Origin of the sequence: Serratia proteamaculans, from assembly GCF_949794035.1 — a bacterium.
In the GTDB taxonomy this organism is placed as follows: domain Bacteria; phylum Pseudomonadota; class Gammaproteobacteria; order Enterobacterales; family Enterobacteriaceae; genus Serratia; species Serratia proteamaculans.
On the sequence record NZ_OX461105.1, the window covers coordinates 2,859,541 to 2,884,490 of the forward strand.

The window sequence follows — 24,950 nt, forward strand, 5'->3', positions numbered from 1 at the left end:
ATGTACATTAGGTTACACGCCGAAACCAATCACTCACGGAAAGCCTCCCGCCGTTTGCCTACTATCTTGTCACCGGCCCCGCAGTGGGCTTGATACATGATGAGTAATTTAAGGAATCAACAATGAAAAAAGTATTAGCTCTGGTTGTTGCCGCTGCAATGGGTCTGTCTTCTGTTGCCTTCGCTGCTGACGCTGCCACCACCACGACTACCGCACCAGCGGCAACGGCTACCACCACCATGGCTGCACCGGCCAAGACCACTCACGTGAAAAAACATCACGCGAAGAAAGCACCGGTTCAAAAAGCCCAGGCGGCTAAAAAGCACCACAAAGCCACCGCCAAGAAAGCGCCGGCTCAGAAAGCCCAGGCAGCCAAAAAACACCACAAAAAAACCAGCCATAAGAAAGCGGCGTAACAGCAATCTGATGTGAGGCTCCCCTCACCAGTCAAGACTTGAGTTGTCCAACACCCGGTTCGCCGGGTGTTTTTTCATCGGGGGTTCTCATCATGCTGCGTCGCTACTTATTTGAAATCATTCTGACCACGCTGATCCTCTGCGGACTGATCGCCGCCTTTTTTTACCTGTAACCGCCCCCCTCCTCTGGATAAGAAATTATTGAAAAATCAATCACTGCCCATCCACACGGCGACTAAATCAGTCTATAGTTACCATTCAGTGTGTTTATGGATGACCCGTATTTTCCAGGCAAGAAACCTATGCGCATAACCGTTTTGCTGTTGCTGTGCTCATTCCCACTCGCACTTCCCCTTTCAGTACGGGCTGATAGCCCATCCGACGCGTCGGCCGCTGAGCAAACTCGCTTATTTTTTGGTAAAGATGAACGCATAAAGGTCACGGAAACCGACGGGTGGCCATGGCAAGCCATTGGGCAGGTGGAAACCGCCAGCGGTAACCTGTGCACCGCCACGCTGATCTCTCCTCATCTGGCACTCACCGCCGGCCACTGTGTGCTGGCGCCACCAGGTCAATTGGATAAGGCCATTGCGCTGCGTTTTGTTTCCGGTAATAAGACCTGGAAATACCAGACCGACAATATTGAGACGTTGGTGGATCGCAAGCTGGGGAAAAAACTCAAGCCAGATGGTGAGGGTTGGATTGTGCCGCCGGCAGCGGCGGCCTATGACTTCGCGCTAATCCGCTTAAAGGATAAAAAGCCCTTGCCGATTAAACCCCTGCAGCTGTGGCAAGGTGACAGTAAGGCACTGACTCTGGCAATGAAGCAGGCCAAACGGCTGATTACCCAGGCAGGATATCCGGGAGATCATCTGGATGACCTCTACAGTCACCAGAACTGCAAAGTGACAGGCTGGGCGCAACAGGGCGTGCTTTCGCATCAGTGCGATACCCTGCCCGGCGATAGCGGTTCACCGTTACTGCTGAAAACCGCCAACGGCTGGCGGCTTATTGCCATTCAAAGCTCCGCACCGGCGGCTAAAGATCGTTACCGCGCCGATAACCGCGCTTTGGCCGTCACCGGTATCCGCGATGCGCTGGACGCACTGGCTACGGGGAAATAAATCGTTATGTTCCGGCGTGGGATCCCGCGCCGGAATCAAGGGCAATTTGTTGCCCCAATGGCTTAGCCCGAAAGCTGCTCGATAGTCTGCAGGATGCGCTTGTCCGAGATCGGATAAGGCGTGCCCAGTTGCTGAGCGAACAGGCTGACGCGCAGCTCTTCGATCATCCAGCGCACTTCTTTCACTTCGTCATCCTGGAGGCGTTTCGGCGGCAGCTTGTTCAGCCACTGCTGCCAGGCCTGCTGCACCTGTTCCACCCGCAGCATTTGCGCGCGGTCGCGGTGCGGATCGGTCGCCAGCTTCTCCAAGCGGCGTTCAATCGCCTGCAGATAACGTAGCGTATCCGGCAGGCGCTTCCAGCCGTTATTGGTCACGAACCCACGATAAACCAGCGCACCGAGCTGGGTTTTAATATCCGACAGCGCCAGCGCCAACGAGATATCAACCCGGCCTTTCAGGCGCTTGTTGATGTTGAACACCGCCGTCAGGACCTGTTCAACCTGTTTGGCGACACCCACCACCGTTTCGTTCAGTTCGCCACGCACCAGTTCCTGCAGACGGGCGAAGTTTTCCTCCTGCCACACCGGTCCACCGTGTTCAGCAATCAGTTTGTCGATGCCGCACGAGATGCAATCATCGATCAGATCCAGCACTCTGCCGTAGGGGTTAAAATACAGTCCCAGCTTGGCTTTGTTAGGCAGTTTTTCATGCAGATATTTGACCGGCGAAGGAATATTCAGCAACAGCAGGCGACGCGTACCCTGCCACATCGCCTGCTGCTGCTCTTGCTCGCTGTCGAACAGGCGGATTGCCACGCTGTCTTTTTCGTCCACCAGCGCCGGGTAGGCCTTCATCGAATAGCCACCGCGTTTCTGTTCATAAAACTCCGGCAGTTTGCCGAAGCTCCAGATATGCAGATTGCTTTGCTCCAGCCCATCGTCTGCCACCGCCGACAGCGTTTCCTGCACCTTGTCCTTCAACTGCAGTTTCAGCGCCGTCAGATCTTTGCCTTCGCGCAGGGTTTTGTGCTTTTCATCCACCACCCGGAAAGTCATCTTAAGGTGATCGGGCACCTGATCCCATTGCCAGTCCTCACGTGACACCGTCACGCCAGTCATGCGCCGTAACTCTCGCTCCAGCGAATCCAGCAGCGGCAATTCCAGCGCGGTCACCCGCCCCAGGAAAGCCTCGGCGTAGTTGGGCGCCGGCACAAAGTTGCGACGTACCGGCTTCGGCAACGACTTGATCAGAGCAATGATCAGTTCACGGCGGATTCCCGGGATCTGCCATTCAAAGCCCTGCTGCTCTACCTGATTCAGAATAGGCAGCGGAATATGTACCGTAACGCCATCCGCGTCGGTGCCCGGTTCAAACTGATAACTCAGGCGCAGCTTGAGGTTGCCCTGGTACCAGGTGTTTGGGTAATCGAGCGCACTGACCTGATTGGCACCGTCTTTGATCAGCATTTCTTTTTCAAAGCTGAGCAGGTCTGAGTTTTGCTTACCGGCGTTTTTCCACCAGTTATCGAAATGGCGTCCGGACACCACATCGTTCGGAATGCGCTGATCGTAAAAGGCGAACAGGGTTTCGTCGTCCACCAGAATGTCACGGCGACGCGATTTGTGTTCCAGCTCTTCCACTTCGGCACGCAGCTTCAGGTTAGCGCCAAAGAACGCATGTCGCGTCTGCCAGTCGCCTTCCACCAGCGCATGGCGAATAAACAGCTCACGGCACAGCAGCGGATCGATGTTGCTGTAATTGACCGCCCGTGCAGCCACAATCGGCAACCCGAACAGCGTCACTTTTTCGCTGGCCATTACCGCCCCCTGGGATTTAGACCAGTGCGGTTCACTGTAGCTGTGTTTCACCAGGTGCTGAGCCAGCGGTTCTATCCACTCCGGCTCGATGCGTGCGGCAATGCGCCCCCACAGGCGGCTGGTTTCCACCAGTTCGGCCACCATGGTCCACTTCGGTGGCTTCTTGAACAGGCCGGAACCCGGGAAGATCGAGAAACGCGCATTGCGGGCACCGGTGAACTCCTGCTTGTCGGCATCTTTCTGGCCGATGTGCGACAGCAATCCGGTCAGCAGCGCGGTATGCACGCTGCGGTAATCGGAAGGCTCGCTGTTAACCGGCAGCCCCAGCTCTTTCACCACCTGGCGTAGTTGGGTGTAGATGTCCTGCCATTCGCGCACCCGCAGGTAGTTGAGGAAGTCATTGCGGCACAGCCGGCGGAACTGGCTGGAGGAGTGCTCTTTTTGCTGCTCTTTCAGCCAGTCCCACAGGTTCACGTAAGCCAGGAAATCCGAGTCTTTGTCGGCAAAGCGACGGTGTTTTTCGTCCGACGCCTGCTGTTTGTCCATTGGCCGCTCACGCGGATCCTGGATCGACAGCGCTGCGGTGATGATCATCACCTCACGTACGCTACCGCTCTTTTGCGCTTCCAGCACCATACGTGCCAGCCGTGGGTCGATCGGCAACTGTGCCAGTTGACGGCCCTGCGCGGTAAGCTGGTAATGACCATTCTCTGCGGTTTTAATCGCGCCCAGTTCTTCCAGCAGGCGCACACCGTCCAAAATATTGCGCTTGTCCGGCGCTTCCACAAACGGGAAAGCGGCGATATCCCCCAGCCCAAGCGAGGTCATCTGCAGGATCACCGATGCCAGGTTGGTCCGCAGGATCTCCGGGTCGGTAAACTCCGGCCGCGACAGAAAATCCTGTTCCGCATACAAGCGAATACAAATACCGTCCGACACGCGGCCACAGCGGCCTTTACGCTGATTGGCAGAGGCCTGCGACACCGGCTCGATCGGCAGCCGCTGTACCTTGGTACGGAAGCTGTAGCGACTGATACGCGCGGTACCCGGGTCAATCACATACTTGATGCCCGGAACGGTCAGTGAGGTTTCCGCCACGTTGGTTGCCAGCACGATGCGCCGACCGTGGTGCGACTGGAACACCCGGTTCTGTTCGCTGTTCGACAACCGCGCATACAGCGGCAAGACTTCGGTATGCGGCAGATTCAGGCGGTTCAAGGCGTCGGCGGTGTCGCGGATTTCGCGCTCACCGCTCATAAAGATCAGGATATCCCCCGGCCCTTCGCGGCCAAGTTCGTCCACCGCATCGAAAATCGCCTGCAGTTGATCGCGGTCGGTATCGTCGGCGTCATCTACCACCGGACGGTAACGAACCTCCACTGGATAAGTCCGGCCGGAAACTTCAATAATCGGCGCGTTGTTGAAATGGCGCGAAAACCGCTGCGGATCGATAGTTGCCGAGGTGATGATAACTTTCAGATCCGGGCGTTTCGGCAGCAGCTCACGCAGGTAACCGAGAATAAAATCGATGTTCAGGCTGCGTTCATGCGCCTCATCGATAATCAGCGTGTCGTACTGCATCAACAGCCGGTCCTGCTGAATTTCAGCCAGCAGGATACCGTCGGTCATCAGCTTGACCAGGGTGTTTTCCCCGACCTGATCGTGAAAACGCACCTTGTAACCGACACTGCCGCCCAACGGGGTTTCCAGCTCGTCGGCAATGCGGTTGGCCACGGTACGCGCCGCCAGACGTCGTGGCTGGGTATGGCCGATCAGCCCTTTCACCCCACGCCCCAACTCCAGACAGATCTTCGGCAACTGCGTGGTTTTCCCCGAACCGGTTTCACCGGCGACAATCACCACCTGGTGGTCACGGATCGCCTGCAGAATATCCTGCTTTTTCTGGCTGACCGGCAGGTTGGCCGGGTAGGTTATTTTTGGGCAGCTCGCGGCACGGGACTGTGCCTTGTGCAACGCCAGCGCGATGTCACTTTCGATTTCAACGGCGGCCGCCAACAGAGCATCGGGATTTTTGATTTTTCGTGCGCCCTGCAGCCGACGTTGCAGGCGTTGTTGATCACGGAGCATCAGCTCGCCCAGTTGGGCAGACAATGCCGCGAGCGGAGATTTCACGTTCGGTATTCCTTGTTTCATCGCTGCTGTATCAAGCTTTAGCAACGTTTTGATAATGGGTTAGCCAGTTTTTAGCTTTGGACGCGCAGAATATCACAAGCCGCTTTTTCCCCATAATCCGGCCGCTTATGGCCCGACAGGTCATTCAATAAAATCGAACAAAGGCCTCGAAATATTGCGCTATCACTGCTGGAAAAATGTGAATAGAGTGTACTGCATGCAAGGGACGCACCGTCCTGATGTCACTGTCATAACGTAAGGAATTACCGATGAGCAAAGTATTGGTTCTCAAATCAAGCATCCTGGCGGGCTACTCTCAGTCTAATCAACTGGCCGATTTCTTCGTTGAACAGTGGGCAAGCGCTCATGGCAACGACACCATCACCGTACGTGACCTGGCTGCACAGCCAATCCCGGTACTGGACGGCGAACTGGTGGGTGCATTGCGTCCTTCCGATACCCCGCTGACCCCACGTCAGACCGAAGCGCTGGCCTTGTCCGATGAACTGATCGCTGAGCTGCAGGCCAATGACACCATCGTTATCGCAGCGCCGATGTATAACTTCAACATCCCTACCCAGTTGAAAAACTATTTCGACCTGATTGCCCGTGCCGGCGTGACCTTCCGTTACACCGAAAACGGCCCGGAAGGCCTGGTGAAAGGCAAACGCGCCATCATCCTGACCAGCCGCGGCGGCATTCATAAAGACACCCCAACTGACCTGATTGAACCTTACCTGCGTCTGTTCCTGGGCTTTATCGGCATCACCGACGTTGAGTTCGTGTTCGCTGAAGGCATCGCTTACGGCCCGGATGTCGCGACCAAAGCGCAGGCCGATGCCAAGGCCGTGCTGACTCAGGTGGTTGCTGCCTGATATCCCTCGCAGGGGTGTTGTGCCCCTGCGAAGCCACAACAGAAAGACCCAAGTCCTGTCACACCTGTTCTACCCTCATAAAAATCCAATGCTGTATTTTATTGCGCGCCTGATGGCGCGCTTTTTTATTTCTTCAACCACTGGCCGTTAATACCGCGTACATATTCTCCGGCAGGTGCTCGCGTTACCAGCTTCTGCCCGGCCATGCGCGCCACATCGTCGATGGTGATATGATTGCCGTCCGCCACTTGCTGGTATTTTTCAGTGCGCCCGGCATTAATGTTTTTCACCAGCGTCAGCGTTTCGGCGTCCTGCTTCACCGGCGCGATATAACCGCTGAGCGTTTCCCCTACGCGACCCTGCTGTTTGGCTTCATCCAACGTTAGCGCCATCGCCATGCTGCTGAACAACCACCCGGCGCCCAATAAGCCTAAATAACGTTTTTTCATGTTGGCTCCTAGAAAAGGCCGCTTTGGGTTTTCAGCAGATTATCAACGTCCTTATCCACCTTGATGTGAATTTCATGTTCGATCTTCACGTTCATGTTGATGGTGATCGGATCTTTAGGCGTCGCGACCTCAATACGCGGCACGCAGCCACTCAGCATAGAGGTGCCCAGCACGGCGAGCAGCAATGGCCCGCTAATGATTTTCATGGTTGTTCCCCAGGTTTTGAGAGGGCCTGTTCCAGCCACTCCTGTAAATTGTCGCCAAAGCGCAGACTGCGCCACAGCTGAAACACGTTTTCCTGATGGCTATAGTTCAGGATAACCTCTCGTTTGGCACTTTTTTGCGGGTTGACCCCATCGATACGCGCCTTCAGCGTCAGTTCACCGAGATTGTCCAGATCGACCCTGGCCTTGGAGCGGTTAATCTCCAGATAGCGCAGCCAGTCGATTGCCGCGCCGGTCGCCAGATTATTACTGCCGATAGCATCGGCCATGTCCTTGTCCAACCGCAGCGTCAGCATGCCGGAGTTAGCGATCCACCCGTTGTGCACCAGCCATTTGGGGTGATTCAGGTACAACGGCAGCTCGCCGTCCACCCGCCCGGACATGGCAAACTGTTTGGGCTTCAGCGCGGTAAACAAGGCGCTGAGATCGACCTTATCCAGTTTCAGTACCGCAGCATCGTGCTGTGGCATGCGCAGCGCTGACAGGCTGATACGGCCGTTCAGCGCGTCCACCCCGACGTTGCTCAGCGTCAGCGGTGCCTGCTCGCTGTAAGGATAGGTACCTTGAAGATCGGCGCTAATATTCTGCATTTCGAACAGGTTGCTGAACGACTTGATACGTAACGTCACCGGTTGCTTGGCACCAAGTTGCCACAGATGATTTTTCAGTCGGTAGGACATCACAAAGTCCAGGCCGCTCATCTCGCCGTCTTTCAGCCACATACCGCCATTTTTCACCACCCAGTGCCCACCGGCCTCAAAGCCCTGAACCCGGGCGGCGGAGAACGCGGACTGGGCATAAAACTCGCCGTCACGCAGTTTGATATTCAGATCCGGCGAGATCAGCGGTTGGAACACTTTCAGCGATTGTTTCGGCCACCAGCCCTCTCCGCGTAACCGCTCGCCGTCCCAGCGCCCCCGCAGAGCTATCGGCCCTATCTGTTCCGCCTGCAACTTGCCTTGTAACTGGAAGCTGTCCGGCGTCTTGCCCTTGAGCTGCAGAGCCAGCACCGGGGCTGGCAGGTAACCGCCGTTGGTGAAGCTGACCTTGCCCGAGACCAGTTGCAGTTCACCATTCAGCGCCGGTGCCTGCGGGTCACGCTGCCAACGCAGCGGTTGGCTGAGGCTGAGCCGCGGCGCATCCACCGTCACCATGCTGTATTTCAACTGATCAAAACCGGTAGAAAGGCGATCCAGCACCAGGGTGGTATCCTGCCAACTGCCGCTGCCGGCGACATCCCAGGCGGCCTGCAGCGGCGGCAATTGACCGTTACCCCAGTAGCGCCATTGCCAGTTGCCATGGTCCGGCCAAAAGTCCTGTGCCTTACCGTCCAGATGCAGCTTAAAGCGGCCCCAGTAGCTGTCACTGGCGTTAATGATCGCCTGCAGCCGGCCGGTGATACCGGCGGCAGTGACTTTCACACCGGCTAGCGGCAACCGCGCCTCTTCCAGTTTCATTTCCGGCGTGGCGTTGCCCCACAACCGCAGCAGTGAACCTGACTGCAATACCAGCGTCGGGTTGAGAATGGTGCCGCTGAGGATGCCGGGAATGGAGGCGGTCATTGAAAAGTCAGCCAGATTTGCCTGACCGGTCAGCTGGAAGCGTAAATCGCTGTCAATCAACCCGACCTTACCCGGCCCCAACGTCAATACCGCGTTGCCTTTGCCGTTATGACCGTCGGTAATGACGTTTAAACGAGCGCTGATCTGGGTTTCATCAAAGCCTTTGCTCCAGTTATGCAGCGCAATGCTCAGGCCGCCGTTAAGCGGTTGCTGGCTGTACGGCCAACGCCACTCGCCCTGTTTAATACTGATCTGCTGCGGGTTGATTTCCCACGGCAAGCTCGCCAGCGGTTTATCGGCCCCCTTTTCCGTCAGCGTCAGCCCCCCCTGCTGCTGCTGCCAGCGCATGTCCAGCAGCAAAGGTTTTTCCAGGTAAGCGGTCTGTATTTCGCCCTGCAGTGCTCCTTGCGTCGGCATACTGTCCAAATCCAGCGGAATGGCTATCTTGCCGGTCAGATGCAGCGGCTGTGGGCTGTTTGGCGCCTTGAGCGTCAGGCTGTTCAGAGTCAGTTGCTGATGGGGATCCAACAGCGCGTCGACGCTGATGTTAGGGCCCTGATACTGCAGACGCTGGCCTTCTGCGGTGGCATGTACCTGCAGTTTGCCGGCGTAATACTGCCATGGCAGCACCGAGAGATCCTTGATGGTGATATCCAGCAGTGGCAATTGCTTTTGCAATTGGTCTAGCGCCAGAGGCGCACTGTTGGCGTCACCGGCGGGCAATTTTGATAAACAGGCGCTATCGACGTTCAGCTTGTCGCTGACGAGTTGCCAGCGGCCCTGCTGATAAGCCAATCGGGTTGGGCCGACGGCGGCAAGTAAACAATCCTGGGCTAAAAAGCGGGCGCCATCCAACTGCAAGGCTCCTTGCCGCCACTGTAGTTTGCCCTGCAAAACCAACTGACTGCCCTGCGGCAACCAGTGTGAGAGCACACGCGGCAGCCAGCGCGGCAGAGTTTGCCACAGCGCCAGCAGCAGGATCAGCATACTTACCACAATCCCTATGAATACTTTCAATCGCTTAGTCATTAAATGATTGTTTCATTCCTGAGTTAGCCGCCCTTTGCCCGGGCCAAAGACCCTTTAGGCTAAGTCTATGCCTGAATTGGCAATAATGATGGCATGAATTTGACATAGGGTGAAGCCGAGACCGAAGAAGATGCCCCGTACAGGGGCTTTTATAGCCATTGATGCGGGTGCTGTAAGTTTTAGTTACATATTCATCACATGAATATGACCTGTTTCAGACTTTTGTTATTGTCGTTAGATTTGATCATTAATAGTCTTGCAAGCATTCTAACAAAAGTCAGCAACCAGCTAACTGTACTAGAGAAGCCATTCCCCACACCCCCGTGGGGATTTTTTTTGGCTCAGACCAACGAAGTTATTTCACCCCGTATTCGCCACGAATATCCGTCATGCTCCAGCGTCGCCAACTACCCTTAATTAATACCGCCGCTATTGATAACGCTTACCCGTTTTTAGCGTTACCGTAATGGGCTAACCAATTGTAGAATTTACTAAAATCTGTTAAGTTGATCACAAAATCAAGCTGGAGAAACCACGATGAAACTGGCGATATACAGCACTAAACAATATGACCGTAAATATCTCGAACTGGTGAATCAGCAGTTTGGCTACGAGCTGGAGTTCTTCGACTTCCTGCTCAGTAAAAAAACCGCCAAAAACGCCGCCGGTTGCAAAGCGATCTGCATCTTCGTCAATGACGACGGCAGCCGTGAAGTCCTTGAAGAGCTGGCGGCATTGGGCGTTGAAATACTGGCCCTGCGCTGCGCCGGTTTCAATAATGTGGATTTGGATGCCGCTAAAGAATTGGGCATCAAGGTCGTCCGCGTGCCGGCCTACTCGCCGGAAGCGGTTGCTGAACACGCCGTGGGTATGATGATGTGCCTTAACCGCCGTATTCACCGCGCCTATCAACGCACCCGCGATGCCAATTTTTCGCTCGAAGGGCTGATCGGCTTCAACATGCATAACCGCACCGCCGGGGTGATTGGCACCGGTAAAATTGGTATCGCCACCATGCGGATCCTGAAAGGGTTCGGCATGAAGCTATTGGCTTATGATCCGTACCCAAGCGAGCAAGCACTGGAGCTGGGCGCTGAATATGTCGATCTGAAAACGCTGTACGCCCAGTCCGACGTAATCACCCTGCACTGCCCGCTGACGCCGGAAAACCATCACCTGCTGGACAGCGACGCTTTTGCGGTGATGAAAGACGGTGTGATGATCATCAACACCAGCCGCGGCGCTCTGATTGACTCCTCGGCAGCCATTGACGCCCTGAAGCAGCAGAAAATCGGCGCACTGGGGATGGACGTGTATGAGAATGAGCGCGACCTGTTCTTCGAAGACAAATCCAATGACGTGATCCAGGACGATATCTTCCGTCGCCTGTCAGCCTGCCATAACGTGTTGTTTACCGGTCATCAGGCTTTCCTGACCGAAGAGGCGCTGACCAGCATCTCGGAAACCACGTTGAAAAACATTAATCAATTGGATCGCGGTGAGAACTGCCCTAATCAGCTCAATGCCTGATGATTTTAACAAGGAAGAAAATATGAAGAAGTCCATCTCAGTGGCGTTAACGGCGCTGCTGTTAGCGGGGTGCGGAATGAGCCAGAACGGTAAAACGGTGACAGAAAGTGACCTGTTGCATCATAATTTTGCGCTGAAAAGCGTCGACGGCGTGGCGGTGAAGTCGCGTCCCGGTAACGGACCCAACCTTGAGTTCGGTGAGAAAATGCATATTTCCGGTGCCATGTGTAACCGCTTCTTCGGTAGCGGCCAATTGCAGGATGGCGTGTTGACGGTGCCGGGGTTGGCTTCTACCCGCATGGCCTGTTCTGATCCGCAACTCAACCAGTGGGACTGGGTGATTGGCGACGTACTGGCTAAAGGGGCAAAAGTCGCCCTCAGCGCTCAACAGTTAACGCTGAGCGGCAGCGGCCACGTCCTGGTCTATACCCAGCGAGACTGGGTGCAGTGATCCCTGTTCACCAGGCCTGACGGCCTGGTGTTCCTTTCTGCTTACCCGGCGGTTGAGCAGGCTCCCTGACCCAGTGTCCATTCTTCACACTGCTTGCCGTTCGGCATCTGGCACATTCTTACAGCCTCACCGTTTAAATTGTGGGCCACGGTTGTGGTGCCGCCCACGCTGGCGCAGTTCGCGCTGGTCTGTAAGGTATTGATTCTGGCACTGTTGCCCTGCTGCACTGGCTCTTCATTCTTGCTGCTGCATGCGGCCAAAAGCAGTACGGCGCTGGCCAGCAACCATTTTGATGTCGTCATTATTCCACTCCTGAACCCGGAACTACGCTGTGTAAAATCGCCATTGCCGATAACTCGCATCACTTTATGCGGACGCGTTTTGTTATCTTTGATGCAAACCTGTTTAATCTAGCCTGATATATAAATAATGAAAATATATTCCTGCAATTATTTGGCGTTTATTTGAGCACTGTGATCTTTATTAGGGTTCCCTGGGGGGTCACCCGCGTGCCTGGACAGCCACAGAGCGGTCTGAGCGAAGGGAGCTGTGCCGGTTTGACGGAGAGATTGGGGGGGCAGTAAGACGGACTGGGAATGGTCAAACAACAGTAACAAAACAGCGCCTGTTTTGTTACTGGGTTGATATAAGTAATTCATTATTTTCAGTTATTATTACTGAGACCTTCAGCCAGCGTCACTGAATGTCACGCTGGCTATCTTTAGCTTAAAATAACAATTAGTGCGCTGCCGTTTTCGACAGTAAATTAATCACCAGTACACCGGCAATAATTAACCCCATGCCAAACACCGCCGGCAGATCCAGCTTTTGCTGATAAACAAATACCGCCGCTATCGATACCAGAACAATCCCCATGCCCGACCAGATTGCATAGACAATGCCCAATGGCATGGTTTTCACCACCATCGACAGACCCCAAAAAGCAACCGCGTAACCGACCACCACCACCAGTGACGGCCACAGACGGGTAAAGCCTTCAGAGGCTTTCAGCATGGTGGTGGCGATGACTTCCGCCACAATCGCCATGGTCAAATACATAAATCCGCTCATCGTTTTTTCTTCTCTAAGTTCACCTGTTCAACAGTATGACGTGCCGGAAATAAATTGTCGTTAAACAACCGCAACAATTCTTCGTTACCGCGCGGTTTTAATTCAGGAAATATTGGCTTACAGCAATTTTTGTCGATTTTTGCTCCGCCACACAAACGCGATAAAGGGCCAATATATCCCTCTGCTAGACTTTGTTAATTACTGCGAGAGGTGACTTTTGCAGCTTTTTGAGCAATGAAAGGTAAAGTCGAATGATTACTACAGATGGTAATAATGCAGTCGCTTCCGTCGCCTATCGCGCCAGCGAAGTGATTGCCATCTACCCGATCACTCCCAGTTCGACCATGGCAGAACAGGCAGATGCCTGGTCCGGCGACGGACGTCAAAACATCTGGGGAGACGTACCGCGAGTGGTAGAAATGCAGTCGGAAGGCGGAGCGATTGCCACGGTGCACGGTGCGTTGCAGACCGGCGCGTTGTCGACCTCGTTTACCTCATCGCAGGGCCTGCTGCTGATGATCCCGACGCTGTACAAACTGGCCGGTGAACTGACGCCGTTTGTCCTGCACGTTGCCGCACGCACCATCGCCACCCATGCGCTGTCGATTTTCGGCGATCATTCCGATGTGATGGCGGTACGCCAGACCGGTTGTGCCATGCTGTGCGCCAGTAACGTGCAGGAAGCGCAGGACTTTGCATTGATTTCTCAAACGGCGAGCCTCAACAGTCGCCTGCCGTTTATTCACTTTTTTGATGGCTTCCGCACCTCGCATGAAATCAACAAAATCGTACCGCTGAGCGACGATACCCTGCGCCAGATGCTGCCGCAGGAGGCGATTGATGCGCACCGCAGCCGCGCGCTGTCGCCAGACCATCCGGTGGTGCGCGGCACCTCCGCCAACCCGGACACCTATTTCCAGTCACGTGAAGCGACCAATCCCTGGTATGACGCGGCCAGCCGGCACGTGATTGATGCGATGGACAAATTTGCCCAGATCACCGGCCGGGCCTATCAGCCTTTCGAATATTACGGTCATCCGCAGGCCGAGCGTGTGGTGATCCTGATGGGTTCCGCTATCGGTACCTGCGAAGAAGCGATCGATGCCCTGCTAACCCGCGGTGAGAAAGTCGGCGTACTGAAAGTGCGACTGTTCCGGCCATTCTCCGCACAATACCTGCTCAGCATGCTGCCGGAGAGCGCCAAGAAAATCGCCGTGCTGGACCGCACCAAAGAGCCGGGAGCGCTGGCCGAACCCTTGTATCTGGACGTGATGACCGCACTGGCCGAAGCCTTCAGCCGTGGCGAGCGCACCAGCATGCCGATGGTGATCGGTGGTCGCTATGGGCTGTCCTCGAAAGAGTTCGGGCCAGACTGTGCGCTGGCGGTGTTTAACGAACTGACGCTGGACAAACCGCGCCCGCGCTTTACCGTCGGTATTTTTGACGATGTGAGCGGCCTTTCTCTGCCGCTCAGCGAAGAAACCCTGCCGCAGCGTGCCTCGCTGGAAGCGTTGTTCTACGGCCTGGGCAGCGACGGTTCGGTTTCCGCCACCAAGAACAACATCAAAATCATCGGCAACAGTACGCCGCTGTACGCTCAGGGTTATTTTGTCTACGACTCGAAAAAGGCCGGTGGCCTGACGGTGTCGCATCTGCGCGTCAGCGAGCAGCCGATTAACTCGGCCTATCTGGTCAGCCGCGCCGATTTTGTCGGCTGCCACCAGTTGCAGTTTATCGATACCTACCAGATGGCAGAACGCCTGAAACCCGGCGGTATCTTCCTGCTCAACACGCCGTACGGTGCCGAAGAGGCATGGTCGCGGCTGCCGCAAGAAGTGCAGGCCGTGCTGCTACAACGTCAGGCGCGTTTTTATATCATCAACGCCGCAAAACTGGCGCGTGAATGTCGGCTCGGTGCGCGCATCAATACCGTGATGCAGATGGCGTTTTTCCACCTGACCCAAATTCTGCCGGGTGAAGTGGCGTTGCAACAGTTGCAGGACGCCATTGCCCGCAGTTACAGCAGCAAAGGCCAGGATATCGTCGAGCGCAACTGGCAGGCGCTGGCCGCCACGCTAGAGGCGCTGATTGAGATCCCACTGCAGCCGGTTAACGACAGCAGTCCGATGCGGCCGCCGGTGGTTTCCGATGCTGCCCCCGACTTTGTCAAAACCGTCACTGCCGCGATGCTGGCCGGACTGGGTGATGCACTGCCGGTATCGGCCTTCCCGCCGGACGGCACCTGGCCGGTGGGCACCACCCAGTGGGAGAAACGCAATATCGCCGAAGCGATCCCAATCTGGCAGCCGGACCTGTGCACCCAGTGCAACCACTGCGTTGCCGCCTGTCCGCACTCCGCCATTCGCGCCAAAGTGGTGCAGCCGGAGGCCATGGAGCACGCCCCTGCCTCGCTGCAGTCGCTGGATGTGAAGGCGCGAGATATGCGCGGCCAGAAATACGTCCTGCAGGTAGCGCCGGAAGACTGTACCGGCTGCAACCTGTGCGTTGAGGTGTGCCCGGCGAAAGACCGCCAGAACCCGGACATCAAGGCGATCAACATGGCACCACGGCTGGATCATCTGGCAGTGGAAAAGGAACACTACGACTTCTTCCTGCAACTGCCGGAGATCGATCCGGCACAGATCGAGCGGATCGACATTCGTACCTCGCAGTTGATCTCACCGTTGTTCGAATACTCCGGTGCCTGCTCCGGCTGCGGCGAAACGCCGTACATCAAGCTGCTGACCCAGCTTTATGGCGACCGGTTGCTGATTGCCAACGCCACCGGCTGCTCATCCATTTACGGCGGTAACCTGCCCACCACGCCTTACACCACCAATGCCGAAGGGCGTGGACCGGCCTGGGCCAACTCGCTGTTTGAGGACAACGCCGAATTCGGCCTGGGCTTCCGCCTGACGGTCGACCAGCACCGCAGCCGCGTATTACGCCTGCTGAATACCCTGGCACCGCAGTTGCCGGCACAGCTGGTTAATGCTCTGCAGATGGAGGAGATCGCGCCGGAACCTCGCCGCAAACAGATCGCGGAACTGCGCAGCCTGCTGGCGCAGATCGAAGGTAACGACGCTCGCCAACTGGCGACCGACGCCGATTATCTGGTGGATAAATCCATCTGGCTGATTGGGGGTGACGGCTGGGCTTACGACATCGGGTTTGGTGGGTTGGATCACGTCCTCAGCCTGACCGAGAACGTCAACGTGCTGGTACTGGATACCCAATGCTACTCCAACACCGGTGGCCAACAGTCGAAAGCCACTCCGCTGGGTGCAGTCACCAAGTTCGGTGAGCACGGCAAGCGCAAGGCGCGTAAGGATCTGGGCGTCAGCATGATGATGTACGGCCATGTGTATGTGGCGCAGATCTCGCTGGGCGCGCAGCTCAATCAGACGGTGAAAGCGATCCAGGAAGCCGAGGCCTATCCGGGCCCGTCGCTGATTATCGCCTACAGCCCCTGTGAAGAACACGGTTACGATCTGGCGCTCAGCCACGACCAGATGAAGCAGTTGACCGCTACTGGTTTCTGGCCGTTGTACCGCTTCGATCCGCGCCGCGCTGATGAAGGCAAACCGGCATTGGCGTTGGACTCCCGACCGCCAAACAGCAACCTGACCGAAACGCTGCTGAAAGAACAGCGCTTCCGTCGCCTGAACTCACAGCAGCCGGAAGTTGCCAGCGCGCTGTATCAGGCCGCAGAGAAAGAGCTGAAGGAGAAGTACGACTTCCTCAGCCTGCTGGCCGGTAAAGGGGAAAAAACCTCCGCCGAGTAACTCATCGGGGCGCGACCGGTTCGCGCCCCGCTTCCAGCCAGCTTTGCCGCTGCGCCTCTTTTACCGCCCCTCGTACATAGCTCGCCTTCCCCTGCCAATGCGCCGCATTCTCTCTTAGGACACAATGATGAAACGCGTATCGATTAATGATGCTGTGAAAAAAGGGTACTCTTATAAATGGTACCCTTCCTGTTCCGCTGGCTAATTGAGTTTATAAATCCCAGCCTGCCATGGGTTTAAATTAAGTGTCGTTTCATTTTTTTTCGCAGCATGCCTGGCATCACTTTCTATAATCGTGGTGTTAATAGACATATTCTCAGGTAATTTGTAGTTTACCCTTTGCTGTTTGAAATTCACGACGACAAGATACTTTTCCGTACCGAGGGTTCTGGTATAGGCATAGACAGTATTATTTTTGGGATCCAGATCGGTGTAAGCACCATAGGTTAGTGCAGGAGTATCATGACGAATTTTGATCAACTGGCGGTAATAGTTAAATACCGAAGCAGGACTCTTAATTTGACTGGCAGCATTGATCTCTTCGTAGTTTGGATTGACCTTGAACCAGGGTTTTCCTGTGGTAAATCCCGCATTTTTGCTGGTATCCCATTGGAATGGTGTCCGACTGTTATCTCTGCTGGTCAGGCGTACATTTTGCAAGAACTCATCGGCTTTAACCTTGCCATTCTCAACGTAGTCGTGCCAAAAACCTTTGACTTCAATATCATCAAACTCATCAATGGTTTTAAAAGGATAATTGGTCATACCCAACTCTGAACCCTGGTAAATGAAGGGCGTGGCTCGCTGAGTCAACATTAGGGTTGCAAGCGCCTTAGCTGAGTGTTCTCGCCATTGTGGGCGATCGTCGCCGAAGTGTGATACCGCGCGTGGATTGTCGTGGTTATCCAGGAAGAAGGCATTCCAGCCATACTCTCCCGCCGTGTGGTCAACTTTATCGATAGTTTGGCGAAATTGTGACAAGCTCCAGTCCTTGCGACGCCACCTTTCATCAACATACCGATCGAGCCTGACAAGGTCAAAGGTAAAGGCCATGTCCAGTTCATTACGACGGTAGTCGAAAAACTTAATTGATTGGTCCAAGGGCACACCAAAGATCTCACCGGCTGTCGCCACGTCGTAATGGGATAAGACCTCTCGATTCATTTCGTTGATATAACGATGAATATTAGGGCCCTGGGTGTATTCCTCAGCAAAATTCGTCAACTGCTGCTGGGTAAGATTCGGAAAATCCGGGATTTTCGAATAGGTGGCCACCGTATCAAAGCGCATGCCAGAAACACCTTTGTCTAACCAAAAGCGCAACATAGCGTACAGGTCTTGGCGAACTTTGGGATTATCCCAGTTTAGATCCGGCTGTTGTTTGGCAAAATAGTGAAGGTAGTATTGATTGGTTTTTTCATCTTTTTGCCATGCTGAACCGCCAAAAAAAGAAGGATAATTATTAGGTGCCTGACCTTCTTTGGCATCTTTCCAGAAGTAATAATTGCGATAAGGGTTACTCTTACTGCTTTTACTCTGAACAAACCATTCATTTTGATCGCTTGTATGATTGATGACAACATCAATCATTAAACGCATATTACGTTTTTTCATTTCAGCAATCAGACGGTCGAAATCTTCCATCGTGCCATATTCTTTCATGATTTTTCGAAAATCACGTATATCGTAACCATTATCCGTGTTCGGAGAATCATAATGCGGGTTGATCCAGATAGCATCAATACCCAAGGTTTTTAGATAGTCTAATTTTTCTATGATGCCGTTAATATCACCGATTCCATCACCATTAGTGTCTTTGAAGGATCGTGGATATACCTGATAAAAAACAGCCTCCTTCCACCATGCAGGGATAGCATCCGACTGTTGAACGACTTCCTTATGGGGCAAAGATTGTGTTGTGCCGAAAGCTTGCTGACAAGAGGCTGATAATGATGTGGTTAGAAAAATTGCTATAGCGGTATTCAATCCATGACGAGACATTACATTACTCTCCAAATATTTCACTTATGAAATCATAGTCAATCCAATATTCTCCACGGTGTTTAGAAATGTACGTTAATTTAACTATCATTTAGTGATAAAGAACTCACCTGCTCTATTCGGCATTTTTTAAATTATGTTCTCTAACAGGTCACAGGTAAAGGACAGAGGAAAAACAAAGTGATATTTACTGCAAAAATGGACATGAGCGACACACAAAGCTGAATCGTGTTAGCTTTTACTCGATACACGCATTAAACAACCATTAATTCGCTATAATAAAAAACAATTTCGATATAACCTCATTTATACATTAATTAACCGAAGTTATGGTTAGCGTGAAATTAATTTTTCAGAGACATGCATTTTGTAAACTAACCACCTCAATACAATATGGCGCGAACATCACTTGTTGGGTTGCTTTACTTATCTCTCTGCTGACGTATCTTTTGCAAAGACGCTGGCATATCGTGTTATGAACATTAGCTCATTAACAGGAACAGGATGATGCGTAACCTCCCCCCTACTATTGCTCTGATTGGTCCCGGTGCGATTGGGACGACTATCGCCGCTGCACTGCACGAAGTTGGCCGCACACCGCTGCTTTGCGGGCGCACCGCACACCCGCAATTAATTCTACGTCACGATGAGGGTGAAGTGGTGGTTCCAGGTCCTGTGTTGAGCACGCCGCCAACCCGGCTCCGTCCGTTCGATCTGGTCTTTGTTGCGGTGAAAACTACCCAGGTGGTTGAGAGCGCCGGCTGGCTTGCCGCGTTATGTGATGAAAACACCGTCGTGTGTGCGCTGCAAAACGGCGTCGAACAGAAAACACTGTTGGAACCCTATGTTAACGGAGCAACGGTACTGCCTTCGGTCGTATGGTTCCCGGCACAGCGGGAGTCAGACTATTCTGTCTACCTGCGGGCCAAACCGCGTTTGACACTGCCGGATGTACCGCAGGCAAAACGGGTCGCTGATGCACTCAGCGGTACCCGCTGCACTGTTGAGCTGTCATCCGATTTCCTTTCGGTCGCCTGGCGCAAACTATTGCAGAACGCGGTCGCGGGTCTGATGGTTCTTGCAAACCGCCGTGCGGGGATGTTCTCACGCGGGGATATCACGAAGCTGGCACTGGCTTATCTGCATGAATGCCTGACTGTCGCACGCGCCGAAGGTGCGGTACTTAACGATAACGTTCCGCAAGAGATCGTTGACGGTTTTCATCGTGCACCTGCGGACTTAGGTACCTCCATTCTTGCCGACCGCCAGGCTAACCGCCCGTTGGAATGGGAAATACGCAACGGCGTCGTGCAGCGCTATGGCCACTCACAAGGTATTCCTACCCCGATTAGCGATATCCTGGTACCACTACTGGCGGCGGGCAGCGAGGGGCCAGGTTGATTCGCCGGTGAAAACTATCATGTCGCAGTGACCTATCCAGATGACGAGGTTTTTGAGTTGCTTTCCGACCTTCTGGACTGTCTCCATTTCGGTATTTTGTGCCCCTTCGCCTTATATGAACCTTGTCACAAAACGCGCATGAAGTTTTTAGCCTGTAACGAACAAGGTTGCACAGGGCAATCTTGTTAATGGCCCGTTACAGCTTATCGCAGCCAATTGTTAACCGGGATTCATGCGCCAAACGCATCGGCCCATGAGTTTATTGCGCTTATTTACTTCATTTCCCTGCTCCAGTCTGCAGCAACAGACGCGGTAAAAGCGTCAATGACAAACTGGAGATAAAGATGCATTCCTCTAACGCACCCATGACGATTAGGGCAAGAACCAGCGCGATACTGCGTGTGACCTCTGGCAACTTTCTGGAGCAATTTGATTTTTTCCTGTTTGGATTTTATGCCACCTACATCGCCCATACATTCTTTCCGGCCAGCAGTGAATTTGCCTCGCTGATGATGACCTTTGCGGTCTTTGGCGCGGGCTTTTTGATGCGTCCTATCGGTGCAATCGTGCTGGGTGCGTACATTGATAAAGTCGGCAGACGTAAAGGGCTGATTGTTACCCTGTCGATCATGGCCGCGGGTACTTTCCTGATTGTCCTCATTCCCTCTTATCAAGCCATCGGGCTCTGGGCACCGTTGTTGGTGCTGGGTGGTCGTTTATTACAAGGCTTCTCAGCGGGTGCTGAGCTGGGCGGCGTTTCCGTGTACCTGGCTGAGATTGCCACGCCGGGCCGTAAAGGCTTTTACACCAGTTGGCAATCTGGCAGCCAGCAAGTGGCCATTATGGTGGCGGCTGCCATGGGCTTCGCACTGAATGCCGTCATGGAAGAAAGCGCCATTCGCGAATGGGGCTGGCGTCTGCCTTTCCTGTTCGGCTGCCTGATTGTTCCTTTCATCTTTTTCCTGCGCCGCAAACTGGAAGAGACCGAAGAGTTCACCGCCCGCCGCAACCACCTGGCGATGCGCGACGTGTTTAAAACCCTTTTAGCAAACTGGCAGGTGGTTATCGCCGGCATGTTGATGGTCGCCATGACCACCACCGCGTTTTATCTGATCACCGTATATGCACCGACCTTCGGTAAAAAAGTGCTGATGCTCAGCGCATCAGACAGCCTGCTGGTGACCTTGCTGGTTGCGATATCCAATTTCCTCTGGCTACCGGTAGGCGGCGCCCTGTCGGACCGTTTTGGCCGTAAGCCGGTCCTGGTTACCATGGCGTTGCTGGCCCTGGTCACTGCGTATCCGGCGCTTAGCCTGCTTGCTGAAGCCCCCAGCTTTTCCATGATGCTGGCGGTGCTGTTGTGGCTGTCCTTCCTCTACGGCCTTTACAACGGTGCCATGATCCCGGCGTTAACGGAGATCATGCCGATAGAGGTCCGGGTTGCCGGTTTCTCGTTGGCCTACAGTCTGGCAACCGCTGTTTTTGGCGGATTTACGCCGGTTATTTCTACCGCACTGATTGAGTACACCGGCGATAAGGCCTCACCCGGTTACTGGATGAGCTTTGCTGCAATATGTGCATTACTGGCGACGCTTTATCTGTACCGTCGCAGCCCGTTATCACTACAAACCGCACGTTAAATCAGGGATTACGTCATGCAAAAAATTTATCGTTCACTCCTCGCTGCGCTGGTGATTTCGTCTGTCAGCACGGGAGTCTCGGCCAAAGAAGTGACCGTCATGATTTCAGGCGGGTTCAAAGCCGCGCTGGAAAAACTGGCGCCACAATTTGAAGCAAAGAGCGGCGACACTATCATTTTGGTATCCGGTCCCTCTATGGGTAAGACCCCTCAGGCGATCCCGGCACGCCTGGCGCGCGGAGAAAACGCGGATGTGGTGATTATGGTAGGTGATGCGCTGAAAAGTCTGGAAAAGGATAATTGGCTGCAGCCGGGTTCGCGAGTGGAGTTAGCCGACTCCTCGATTGGTATGGTGGTCAAACAAGGTGACCCCAAACCCAATATCAAAAAGGAGGCGGACCTGCGCAATACCCTGCTGCAGGCCAAATCTATCGCTTATTCGGACAGTGCCAGCGGCCGCTATGTCAGCAGCCAACTGTTCAAAAAACTGGGTATTGAGGACCAGATGAAAGAGAAGGCGCATATGATTGAGCGCATTCCGGTGGCATCCGAGGTGGCGAAAGGGAAATATGCTGTAGGTTTCCAGCAGGTGAGCGAACTGCTTCCGGTGCCGGGCGTAACCTTTATTGGCGAACTGCCTGAAAATGTACAGTACATTACTCGTTTTGCCGGCGCGGTCACTGCTAAAGCAGAACATCGCCAGGAAGGCAAAGCGCTACTGGACTTTCTGTCTTCCGCCGAGGCGAAAAACACCATTCGCGCCACTGGAATGAGATCCGTTAAGGCTGAATTGCCGGTTAAACAGCGTGATACTGTTCAGTGATTAACTTTTCCAACTCGGCGGCAACGTAGGACTGCATGCGCCCACTGCGCCTGATCAGGCCAACCGTGCGCTTCACCACCGGGTCAGTCAGCGGCAAGTGGGTCAGTACTGAATGCTCTGACGTCGGCATCGACATAGCGGGCACGGCGGCAATGCCGACTCCCGCTTCAACCATGCCCAACATGGTCGTCACATGGCGGGTTTCGCAGATACTGGGGCGCTCAGGAATGATGTGTTCCAGCATCTTATCCAGCAGATTACGGTTACCTGAGGTCTTATCCAGCCCCACATAATCCTGCTGATAAAACTCGCGCCAGGTCAGGTTTTTTTTACTGGCGATGGGATGATCGCGCCTGCAGGCAGCCACGTAGACATCCTCCACCAACGGCAGAAATTCGATATTGGATTGCAGGTTTCTCGCAAAACAGATGCCAAAGTCAGCCTGACCACTGGCAACCGCTTCAATAACATTACCCGCGCTGCTGTCGATAAGCTTAATGCGTACCCGTGGATAGCGGGCCTGGAAACGGCGAATCACATCGGGCATGAAATAGTAGGCCGCCGAGGGCACCGTAGCGACGGTGACCAGCCCTACGCGGTCCTGGCTGACCTTATTGATATCCGCTAATACCAACTCAACATTCGCCAGGAGCTGATCTGAACGCTCAGCGAAAGTCTGCCCATAGAGTGTCAACGTGACGCGCCGGGTCGTTCTGTCGAACAACTTGATACCCAGCGCGGATTCCAGCTTCTCTATCCTGCGGCTCAATGCTGACTGCGAAAGGCAAATAGACTCCGCGGCAAGCCGAAAATTACCGTATTCAACCAGGGCTCTGAAGGCATAAAGATCGTTGAGATCGAAATTCACGGGCATAGCGGCAGACAATCCTTTCAAGGGTAGCGAGGGCTTAAAGAAAAGATGATAGCCGCATATTGGACAACGGCAACCCTTAAAGACTGACCGACATTCGCCACCGGCGCGCTACTTGGGGGATCTGTAACCAGGCAGAGTGGAATTTCTATTTCAGTACGACTAAAACCTGAACTGTGTTGTCGCAGAGGAGCAATACGGGCAGTATGGATGCTGCCTGAAACAATAATAAATAAGGGATTTTAATGTTCCGAAGATCGACTCTGGTGACTTTACTTCCGCTGATGACGTCGGTATTCCTGCTGACAGGATGCCCCCCTGCTCCGGACCTGACACAGTGGCAGCGTCCTGATACGGATATCGACGGCGTGCGCGTCGCGATGGGTAAATGCGGCGTGCAACTTCCCGGTTCCGATATTCCCAAAACGGATAATGAATCCGTTCTGTATTACCAATGCATGGAGAATATGGGGTTTACCCGTAAAGACGGATTCAAAATTTGCAGCGTTCGTGTTTACCATGATACGCCAGCCTGCCTAAAACAAGAGCAGGGGCACCCCTTGAGCCAGAGCCAGCTAGAAGCGCTGCCTTTTGTCGCAGACAGAGGTTTTCATCCGATTAAGCCGGATTCAGGCGTGAGCAAGTTTTCCTTGATTACCTGGCGTAAAGTGGGGGCCTCGCTGCATTTTTCTCATGAAGTTGAAAACGATAAACAAGCACTGGCGGTGATGTATCAATGCGGTTATCCGCAACCTTTGGGCTCGGTGCCTTACGTGCCGACGCTGCTCAAAGCCGCTAATGTTCAGCGATGCATGCTGGATAAAGGTTTCGAGCCGAAAAACAAACTCAATCTGGTATGTCGCAATTACCCGCAAGTCACGGGCTGCCCAAAAACATAAAGCTTCCCCGAACTTACCCCGAAGAAGCTGTATAGATGACCTGCTCACGCTTGATTAACATACTTAACTGTTCGTCACTTCCGCTTCTGGCTGACGGTCAAATCAAATGCAATTACACGTATGAACTATAAGGTCTTGGCTCACTGCACCATATAAACGTCTCATCGCAGTTTATTGGAACTATTCCGTAAGCCGCTTGCCAGTTGAGTAAACACTTCAATAATTTTTGGCAGCGCCCGTTGCGGATCGTCGCTCGCAGCAATCCAAAGTGCGGAATTCAGCGCGGCACTGTTTAACAGATGTGCAGCGGCATCCGCGTCAACCGATTTAAGTACGCCGCGTTCGATCAACTTTATGACAGTCTGGCGGGTGGATTCGAGGCAACTATTCTGGCTGGGCCATTGTGCCGGATCCCCAAGGAAAGCCGGACCATCAAGCAGAACGATGCGCCTTACTTCTGTGTTCAGCGCCATCTTAATGTAGGCAATCCCTTCAGCCAGCAGCCTTTCCCAGTCGTCATCGGCATTCGCGGCGGCGGCTTTGGCTCGTTGTGCCATTTCACCATCTACTTGAGCAACAACAGCGGCAAGCAGCCCCTTTTTATCACCAAAGTTGTGGTATAGCGCCCCGCGTGTCAGGCCAACGCTGGCGGTTAATTCATCCATTGATACGGCAGCAAAACCCCTTTCGGCAAAGGATTTCCGCGCTGCCGTAATCAATTTGGCGCGGTTCTCTTCCATTGTTTCGGCGCGGCGTTTGGCGGCCATACGATCTCCTTTTTGACATACGTAACGAATGTCATTTGACATACGCGGCGTATGTGTGATTAATTCAACATACGCCGCGTATA

The 24,950-nt window shown here is 53.9% G+C and carries 20 protein-coding genes and 1 pseudogene; 12 read left to right on the plus strand and 9 right to left on the minus strand.

From position 1 onward, the window contains the following. Positions 1 to 122: 122 nt before the first annotated feature. The 3 genes from asr (at position 123) to QOT07_RS13345 (ending at position 1,540) form a co-directional block, all read left to right on the plus strand. On the plus strand, positions 123 to 416 hold the full coding sequence (asr, locus tag QOT07_RS13340; RefSeq protein ID WP_099062925.1) for an acid resistance repetitive basic protein Asr: 294 nt from the start codon (positions 123 to 125) through the stop codon (positions 414 to 416). 92 nt (positions 417 to 508) lie between these two features. Then, the gene (ydgU, locus tag QOT07_RS25940) at positions 509 to 589 is read left to right on the plus strand and encodes a small membrane protein YdgU (protein ID WP_455431200.1); all 81 of its coding nucleotides are present in this window, start codon (positions 509 to 511) and stop codon (positions 587 to 589) included. 129 nt (positions 590 to 718) lie between these two features. Next, a complete protein-coding gene (locus QOT07_RS13345; protein ID WP_261426505.1) occupies positions 719 to 1,540 on the plus strand; it encodes a trypsin-like serine peptidase in 822 nt (273 codons plus the stop codon). Between the two features lie 62 nt (positions 1,541 to 1,602). Here the strand turns inward: QOT07_RS13345 and hrpA are convergent, their stop codons facing one another. Further along, positions 1,603 to 5,490 carry an ATP-dependent RNA helicase HrpA gene (gene hrpA, locus QOT07_RS13350; RefSeq protein WP_099062923.1) on the minus strand — a complete coding sequence of 1,296 codons (3,888 nt, stop codon included), beginning with the start codon at positions 5,488 to 5,490 and terminating at the stop codon, positions 1,603 to 1,605. Positions 5,491 to 5,759: 269 nt separating this feature from the next. On the opposite strand from hrpA, the gene azoR reads away from it, so the two are divergent. Next, positions 5,760 to 6,365 carry an FMN-dependent NADH-azoreductase gene (gene azoR, locus QOT07_RS13355; protein ID WP_099062922.1) on the plus strand — a complete coding sequence of 202 codons (606 nt, stop codon included), beginning with the start codon at positions 5,760 to 5,762 and terminating at the stop codon, positions 6,363 to 6,365. Between the two features lie 125 nt (positions 6,366 to 6,490). Here azoR and QOT07_RS13360 read toward each other — a convergent pair whose 3' ends face one another. The 3 genes from QOT07_RS13360 to QOT07_RS13370 are packed head-to-tail and all read right to left on the minus strand — an operon-like array spanning position 6,491 to position 9,629. Further along, positions 6,491 to 6,814: a YdbL family probable chaperone protein gene (locus QOT07_RS13360; RefSeq protein ID WP_207976592.1), complete on the minus strand. Its 324-nt coding sequence runs from the start codon at positions 6,812 to 6,814 to the stop codon at positions 6,491 to 6,493. An 8-nt stretch (positions 6,815 to 6,822) separates the two neighbouring features. After that, on the minus strand, positions 6,823 to 7,020 hold the full coding sequence (locus tag QOT07_RS13365) for a YnbE family lipoprotein (RefSeq protein WP_099062920.1): 198 nt from the start codon (positions 7,018 to 7,020) through the stop codon (positions 6,823 to 6,825). Beyond that, positions 7,017 to 9,629 carry a YdbH family protein gene (locus QOT07_RS13370; RefSeq protein WP_283603338.1) on the minus strand — a complete coding sequence of 871 codons (2,613 nt, stop codon included), beginning with the start codon at positions 9,627 to 9,629 and terminating at the stop codon, positions 7,017 to 7,019. The genes QOT07_RS13365 and QOT07_RS13370 overlap by 4 nt, the downstream gene beginning before the upstream one ends. 537 nt (positions 9,630 to 10,166) lie before the next feature. On the opposite strand from QOT07_RS13370, the gene QOT07_RS13375 reads away from it, so the two are divergent. Together QOT07_RS13375 and hslJ are read left to right on the plus strand one after the other, a co-directional pair. Next, positions 10,167 to 11,159 (plus strand): 2-hydroxyacid dehydrogenase, encoded by a 993-nt coding sequence (locus tag QOT07_RS13375; RefSeq protein WP_099062918.1) that lies wholly within the window; start codon positions 10,167 to 10,169, stop codon positions 11,157 to 11,159. A 22-nt stretch (positions 11,160 to 11,181) separates the two neighbouring features. Continuing rightward, positions 11,182 to 11,610: a heat shock protein HslJ gene (hslJ, locus tag QOT07_RS13380; protein ID WP_207976586.1), complete on the plus strand. Its 429-nt coding sequence runs from the start codon at positions 11,182 to 11,184 to the stop codon at positions 11,608 to 11,610. A 41-nt stretch (positions 11,611 to 11,651) separates the two neighbouring features. Here the strand turns inward: hslJ and QOT07_RS13385 are convergent, their stop codons facing one another. Together QOT07_RS13385 and QOT07_RS13390 are read right to left on the minus strand one after the other, a co-directional pair. Continuing rightward, positions 11,652 to 11,912, minus strand: coding sequence for a DUF333 domain-containing protein (locus QOT07_RS13385; protein ID WP_099062916.1), 261 nt, complete (start codon positions 11,910 to 11,912; stop codon positions 11,652 to 11,654). Positions 11,913 to 12,348: 436 nt separating this feature from the next. Continuing rightward, a complete protein-coding gene (locus QOT07_RS13390) occupies positions 12,349 to 12,681 on the minus strand; it encodes an SMR family transporter (RefSeq protein WP_085116991.1) in 333 nt (110 codons plus the stop codon). A gap of 251 nt (positions 12,682 to 12,932) precedes the next feature. On the opposite strand from QOT07_RS13390, the gene nifJ reads away from it, so the two are divergent. Continuing rightward, on the plus strand, positions 12,933 to 16,466 hold the full coding sequence (gene nifJ / locus QOT07_RS13395) for a pyruvate:ferredoxin (flavodoxin) oxidoreductase (RefSeq protein ID WP_283603339.1): 3,534 nt from the start codon (positions 12,933 to 12,935) through the stop codon (positions 16,464 to 16,466). A gap of 201 nt (positions 16,467 to 16,667) precedes the next feature. Here the strand turns inward: nifJ and QOT07_RS13400 are convergent, their stop codons facing one another. Further along, entirely contained in the window at positions 16,668 to 18,467 is a 1,800-nt protein-coding gene (locus QOT07_RS13400; RefSeq protein WP_219016366.1) for a glycoside hydrolase family 13 protein, read from the minus strand. A 507-nt stretch (positions 18,468 to 18,974) separates the two neighbouring features. On the opposite strand from QOT07_RS13400, the gene QOT07_RS13405 reads away from it, so the two are divergent. From QOT07_RS13405 to QOT07_RS13420, 4 genes and pseudogenes are all read left to right on the plus strand, one after another. Beyond that, on the plus strand, positions 18,975 to 19,868 hold the full coding sequence (locus tag QOT07_RS13405) for an oxidoreductase (protein WP_261426495.1): 894 nt from the start codon (positions 18,975 to 18,977) through the stop codon (positions 19,866 to 19,868). Next, positions 19,869 to 19,937, plus strand: a pseudogene (locus QOT07_RS13410) (antibiotic biosynthesis monooxygenase); the annotation flags it as partial. It abuts the gene before it with no gap. Positions 19,938 to 20,212: 275 nt separating this feature from the next. Continuing rightward, a complete protein-coding gene (tcuC, locus tag QOT07_RS13415) occupies positions 20,213 to 21,508 on the plus strand; it encodes an MFS transporter (protein WP_099062913.1) in 1,296 nt (431 codons plus the stop codon). A 15-nt stretch (positions 21,509 to 21,523) separates the two neighbouring features. Then, positions 21,524 to 22,330 (plus strand): substrate-binding domain-containing protein, encoded by an 807-nt coding sequence (locus QOT07_RS13420; protein WP_261417423.1) that lies wholly within the window; start codon positions 21,524 to 21,526, stop codon positions 22,328 to 22,330. On the opposite strand, the gene psrA is transcribed toward QOT07_RS13420, so the two are convergent. Continuing rightward, positions 22,305 to 23,204 (minus strand): L-proline-binding transcription factor PsrA, encoded by a 900-nt coding sequence (gene psrA, locus QOT07_RS13425; protein WP_283603340.1) that lies wholly within the window; start codon positions 23,202 to 23,204, stop codon positions 22,305 to 22,307. The two genes, QOT07_RS13420 and psrA, sit on opposite strands and share 26 nt — an antisense overlap. A gap of 242 nt (positions 23,205 to 23,446) precedes the next feature. Here psrA and QOT07_RS13430 point away from each other — a divergent pair, with 242 nt between their 5' ends. After that, positions 23,447 to 24,100, plus strand: a complete 654-nt coding sequence (locus QOT07_RS13430) for a hypothetical protein (RefSeq protein ID WP_261426492.1) — start codon at positions 23,447 to 23,449, stop codon at positions 24,098 to 24,100. A 161-nt stretch (positions 24,101 to 24,261) separates the two neighbouring features. Here QOT07_RS13430 and QOT07_RS13435 read toward each other — a convergent pair whose 3' ends face one another. Next, a complete protein-coding gene (locus tag QOT07_RS13435; RefSeq protein WP_207976580.1) occupies positions 24,262 to 24,867 on the minus strand; it encodes a TetR/AcrR family transcriptional regulator in 606 nt (201 codons plus the stop codon). Between the last annotated feature and the right edge of the window lie 83 nt (positions 24,868 to 24,950).

Excerpts from the sequence above, each read along its gene's own strand:
- asr (WP_099062925.1), top strand. The coding sequence starts at position 123 with ATGAAAAAAGTATTAGCTCTGGTTGTTGCCGCTGCAATGGGTCTGTCT.
- ydgU (WP_455431200.1), top strand. The coding sequence starts at position 509 with ATGCTGCGTCGCTACTTATTTGAAATCATTCTGACCACGCTGATCCTC.
- QOT07_RS13345 (WP_261426505.1), top strand. The coding sequence starts at position 719 with ATGCGCATAACCGTTTTGCTGTTGCTGTGCTCATTCCCACTCGCACTT.
- azoR (WP_099062922.1), top strand. The coding sequence starts at position 5,760 with ATGAGCAAAGTATTGGTTCTCAAATCAAGCATCCTGGCGGGCTACTCT.
- QOT07_RS13360 (WP_207976592.1), bottom strand. The coding sequence starts at position 6,814 with ATGAAAAAACGTTATTTAGGCTTATTGGGCGCCGGGTGGTTGTTCAGC.
- QOT07_RS13365 (WP_099062920.1), bottom strand. The coding sequence starts at position 7,020 with ATGAAAATCATTAGCGGGCCATTGCTGCTCGCCGTGCTGGGCACCTCT.
- QOT07_RS13370 (WP_283603338.1), bottom strand. The coding sequence starts at position 9,629 with ATGACTAAGCGATTGAAAGTATTCATAGGGATTGTGGTAAGTATGCTG.
- QOT07_RS13375 (WP_099062918.1), top strand. The coding sequence starts at position 10,167 with ATGAAACTGGCGATATACAGCACTAAACAATATGACCGTAAATATCTC.
- hslJ (WP_207976586.1), top strand. The coding sequence starts at position 11,182 with ATGAAGAAGTCCATCTCAGTGGCGTTAACGGCGCTGCTGTTAGCGGGG.
- QOT07_RS13385 (WP_099062916.1), bottom strand. The coding sequence starts at position 11,912 with ATGACGACATCAAAATGGTTGCTGGCCAGCGCCGTACTGCTTTTGGCC.
- QOT07_RS13390 (WP_085116991.1), bottom strand. The coding sequence starts at position 12,681 with ATGAGCGGATTTATGTATTTGACCATGGCGATTGTGGCGGAAGTCATC.
- nifJ (WP_283603339.1), top strand. The coding sequence starts at position 12,933 with ATGATTACTACAGATGGTAATAATGCAGTCGCTTCCGTCGCCTATCGC.
- QOT07_RS13400 (WP_219016366.1), bottom strand. The coding sequence starts at position 18,467 with ATGTCTCGTCATGGATTGAATACCGCTATAGCAATTTTTCTAACCACA.
- QOT07_RS13405 (WP_261426495.1), top strand. The coding sequence starts at position 18,975 with ATGCGTAACCTCCCCCCTACTATTGCTCTGATTGGTCCCGGTGCGATT.
- tcuC (WP_099062913.1), top strand. The coding sequence starts at position 20,213 with ATGCATTCCTCTAACGCACCCATGACGATTAGGGCAAGAACCAGCGCG.
- QOT07_RS13420 (WP_261417423.1), top strand. The coding sequence starts at position 21,524 with ATGCAAAAAATTTATCGTTCACTCCTCGCTGCGCTGGTGATTTCGTCT.
- psrA (WP_283603340.1), bottom strand. The coding sequence starts at position 23,204 with ATGCCCGTGAATTTCGATCTCAACGATCTTTATGCCTTCAGAGCCCTG.
- QOT07_RS13430 (WP_261426492.1), top strand. The coding sequence starts at position 23,447 with ATGTTCCGAAGATCGACTCTGGTGACTTTACTTCCGCTGATGACGTCG.
- QOT07_RS13435 (WP_207976580.1), bottom strand. The coding sequence starts at position 24,867 with ATGGCCGCCAAACGCCGCGCCGAAACAATGGAAGAGAACCGCGCCAAA.